Raw genomic sequence first — 4,173 nt, 5'->3', positions numbered from 1 at the left:
CTCGACCTTGCCGGCGGCGATGGCGTCGATGATGTCGCCGTGCTCGTCGTGGGTGCAGGCCGGCACGGTGGGGGAGTCGTACAGCACGATGATCAGGCAGGTCAGCGAGGCCAGTTCGCGCATCATCTTGCTCATGACCGGGTTCTCGACCATGTCGGCGATACGGATGTGGAACTCGCCCGACAGGCGGATGATCGCGCGGCGGTCGTTGGCTTCGCGGGCCTGTGCTTCCAGGGCGACGTGGGCGCGCAGCTGGGCGATATGCTCTGGGCGGGTGTGTTCGCACAGATGGCGCAGCAGCGCCGGTTCGATCAGGCGGCGCGCTGAAAAGATCGCGCGCGCTTCGCTCGGCGTCGGGCTGGCGATGAAGGCGCCGCGATTCGGAATCGTGGTGATCAGGCCTTCGTGGCTCAGCCGCGCCAGTACTTCGCGCACGCGCGTACGGTTGACGTTGAAGATGCCTGCCAGCTTTTCTTCCACCAGCTTGGTGCCGGGCGTGAGGCGATGTTCCATGATCGAGGTGAGGATACGCTCATAGATGACGTCGCCGGCCATCGGCCGCGCGCTCACCGCTTGGGCGGGCAGGGGGCTGTTGTCCGCTTTGCTTGCGGTCTTCTTGCGGCCGGGTTTGACGGTAGTGGCGCTGGTGGTGCCGGTCATTGCGTTGTCCTGAGGTGATGTATTTTGTGGGGATATATTGTCACAATTATTAAAAATTTTCCCGACATTTATAAATTATTTTGTCGCACCGGTTTGGTTCGATTTTCATTCTTTTGCACCAGCATGGATGTCATTTGCTGCTTCGCACCGGTGAATGCACGGCCTTTCATCTGCTCTTCCCGAAAAACACGATGGAAACTCTCCTGGCACAGGTATTGCATTGTTTGTCGCAATCAGTATTTTAAATTGTCACAATTTATATTGCGGTCCATGCTCATTGTTTCGATGAGTTCCATCTTTGAGTTACTTACGGGAGAGTCACCATGCACTATCAAGTATCCGGCGCACAAAAAAACCTGCCGCGTTCGTCCGTCATGCGCACCGTCGTCGTGGCTGCAGGACTTGCCATCAGCCTGGCTTTCGCCGGCGTATCTCAAGCCCAGGCCCAGGCCAAACCGAAATTCAAGCTGGCCTACGCCAAATGTGCGCACTGCATGTCGATGGCGCTGGTGCCTGAGTTGGCCAGGAACGTCGACATCGAAGGCATCAACTTCACCGCCGGCAGCGATGCGCTGACCGCGCTGGTGTCCAAGAGCGTGGATATCGCGCAGGTGACCTACTTGTCCTTCGTCAGCGGTCTCGACAAGGGCTTCGACCTGGTGGCGGTGTCGGGGCAGGTCAACGGCGGCTCCGAAATGCTGGTCGGCAAGGACATGGCGCTGGCGTCCGATGACTGGGCCGGCCTGAAGAAACTGATCGCCGACTACAAGGCGCAGGGCAAACCGTTCCGCATCGCGGCCTCGCGCGGTAATGCGCAGGACTTGCACATGCGCGGCGAGCTGGCCCTGAACGGCATCAATCCGAGCAAGGACGTGCAGTTCGTCAATATCCCGAATCCATCCGACCATGCGGCGGCCCTGCAGCGCGGTGAAGTCGAGCTGATCTGCTCGGTCGAACCGTTCGCCTCGCAAATCCGCATGACCGGCGTAGGCAAGCATTTCGCCTTCCCCTACAAGCAAGCCGCCGGCCGCCTGACCAACCTGATCGTGACGCGCTCGGACGTGATCAAGGAACATCCGGCCGAGGTGAAGGAGACCGTCGCCGCCGTGGTGCGCCTGGTCGACAATTTGCAAAAGGACAAGGGCGCCTGGGTCGCCAGCATCGTCAAGGGCACCGGCCTGGACAAGACCGTCGCCACCGAAGCGCTGAAGAATTCCTATCCCGACTTCAAGATGTACCGCGCGCAGACGCAAGCCATCGGCGCGATGATGAAGGATCTGAAGTACATCTCCACCGACGTCTCGGCGCAGATCGACAAGAACATGGACTACAGCTTCCTGATGGAAGTCACCAAGAAGCCGAAGTCCGAACTGGGCTATTGATTCAGGCGCAAGGCTGGTTTAACTGGATAGAAAGCAGGTGATCACAATGAATGGTTTGATGCGCTCCTTGTCGGAGGCGAAGTGGCGGTTCGCCGTACCGATTTTTCTGGTGCTGTTCTGGGAAGCGTTTTCCCGTTCGGGAGCGATTCCTGCTTCCTTGCTGCCGGCGCCGTCGCGCGTGTTTGCAACCTGGATGGACTGGATTTTCGGCTATAGCGAAGCGGCCCAGGACAGCAGCGGTCGCTGGATCTTCGACGCCATGGCCAGCTGCATGCGCGTCACGGCGGGCTACCTGATCGCGGCGATGTCCGGCATTGCGCTGGGCGTGGCGATCGGCTGGTGGCGCTGGGTGGAGAAAGCCATCGAGCCGACCGTGCAGATGCTGCGGCCGATTCCGCCGGTGTCGTGGATTCCGCTGGCGATCATCTGGTTCGGCATCGCCAACAAGCCGGCGATTTTCCTGGTGTTCCTGGGCGCCTTCTTTCCCATCCTGATGAATACCGTCCATGGCGTCAAAACCTCCGACCGCAATCTGTTGCGTGCGGCGGCGATGGCCGGCGCCAACCAGAGCCAGCTGCTGCGTTTCGTGATCCTGCCGGCGGCGATGCCGAGCATCTTCGCGGGTCTGCGCATCGGTATCGGCAGCGCCTGGATGCTGACCGTGACGGCGGAAATGGTGGCGGTCAAGAGCGGTCTCGGTTACGCGCTGTGGGATTCGTATTACTTCCTGCGCTACGACCTGGTGATCGCGGCCATGATCAGCATCGGCTTGCTCGGCTATCTCGCCGACCTGATCCTGAAACTGATCATGAATTCGGTACTGCGCTGGCAGCATGTGGCGACGGTACAGGGCAAAGCGTAAGACTCGGTAAGGAGAACAACATGGCATTCATCGAACTCAACAATATCGTCAAGGTCTTCAAGGACAAGAATAAAGGCGGCGACATGCTCGCCATCGACAACGTCACGCTGAGCCTGGAGAAGAAGGAATTCCTCTGCCTGCTGGGCCCGTCCGGTTGCGGCAAGTCGACGTTGCTGAACATGATCGCCGGCTTCGAGCATCCGACCTCCGGCAGCGTCACCGTGGCCGGCAAGCCGATCACCGGACCCGGCGCCGATCGCGGCATGGTGTTCCAGCAGGCCAACCTGATGCCGTGGCTGCCGGTATGGGACAACATCGCGTTCTCGCTCAAGCTGCAGGGAAAGAGCGCTGCCGAACGCCGCGCCGCCGCCCAGCCGTTCATCGAAACGGTGAAACTCAAGGGCTTTGAAAATCATTTCCCGGCGGAACTGTCCGGCGGCATGGCGCAACGCGTCGGCATCGCCCGCGCGTTGTTGCAAAACCCGTCGGTGATCCTGATGGACGAGCCGTTTGCAGCGCTCGATGCGCAGACCAAGATGGAAATGCAGGAAGAACTGGTCACGCTGTGGCAGCGTTACGAGGGTACGATCGTGTTCGTCACGCACAGCGTCGACGAAGCGCTGGTGCTGGCGACCAAGGTCGCCGTCATGACGCATCGCCCGGGCCGCATCCGCGACCTGATCGACATCGACCTGGCGCGCCCGCGCGACACCACGAGCGCCGAATTCAACCAATACAAGCGCCATGTGCTGAGCCTGATCCGCGAAGAATCCGCGCTGGCCCACGCCGATGCTATCAAAATCGCTGCATAGAATTTCAAGGAAATCATCATGACTCAACGTACCCTGCTCGGCATGCTGACGCCGTCCTCCAACACCACGCTGGAGCCGGTCACCACCGCAATGCTCGCCGACATCCCGGAAGCCAGCGCGCACTTCGGCCGCTTCCGCGTGACCGAGATCGCCTTGTCGAACCAGGCGCTGGCGCAATTCGACGACAGCGAAATCCTGCGCGCGGCCGAGCTGCTGTCGCACGCCAAGGTCCAGAGCATCGGCTGGAACGGCACCTCGTCGGGCTGGCTCGGCTTCGACGCCGACGAACGCCTGTGCCGCCGCATCACCGAAGCGACCGGCATTCCGGCCTGCACCTCGGTGCTGGCATTGAATGAAATCTTCGACATCACCGGCGTCAAGCGCTTCGGCCTGGTGACGCCTTACCTCGATGACGTGCAGGCGGCGATCATCAAGAACTACGCCGCGTCGGGCATGG

At 60.7% G+C, this 4,173-nt stretch carries 5 protein-coding genes; 4 read left to right on the top strand and 1 reads right to left on the bottom strand.

The window, feature by feature from the left end:
• Window positions 1-660: GntR family transcriptional regulator (locus HLUSI_RS29975; protein ID WP_016835901.1), on the bottom strand; the 660-nt coding region annotated here is incomplete at its 3' end.
• 323 nt (window positions 661-983) lie between these two features.
• Here HLUSI_RS29975 and HLUSI_RS0121420 point away from each other — a divergent pair.
• From HLUSI_RS0121420 to HLUSI_RS0121405, 4 genes are all read left to right on the top strand, one after another.
• Entirely contained in the window at window positions 984-2,042 is a 1,059-nt protein-coding gene (locus HLUSI_RS0121420) for an ABC transporter substrate-binding protein (RefSeq protein ID WP_016835900.1), read from the top strand.
• A 46-nt stretch (window positions 2,043-2,088) separates the two neighbouring features.
• On the top strand, window positions 2,089-2,904 hold the full coding sequence (locus HLUSI_RS0121415) for an ABC transporter permease (protein WP_016835899.1): 816 nt from the start codon (window positions 2,089-2,091) through the stop codon (window positions 2,902-2,904).
• A gap of 20 nt (window positions 2,905-2,924) precedes the next feature.
• The gene (locus HLUSI_RS0121410; RefSeq protein ID WP_016835898.1) at window positions 2,925-3,716 is read left to right on the top strand and encodes an ABC transporter ATP-binding protein; all 792 of its coding nucleotides are present in this window, start codon (window positions 2,925-2,927) and stop codon (window positions 3,714-3,716) included.
• A gap of 18 nt (window positions 3,717-3,734) precedes the next feature.
• On the top strand, window positions 3,735-4,173 hold a 439-nt coding region (locus HLUSI_RS0121405; RefSeq protein ID WP_016835897.1), incomplete at its 3' end, for an aspartate racemase/maleate isomerase family protein.

The sequence above is a fragment of the Herbaspirillum lusitanum P6-12 genome, assembly GCF_000256565.1.
Classification (GTDB): Bacteria; Pseudomonadota; Gammaproteobacteria; order Burkholderiales; family Burkholderiaceae_D; genus Herbaspirillum; species Herbaspirillum lusitanum.
This window is presented reverse-complemented; position numbering and strand designations above follow the sequence as displayed.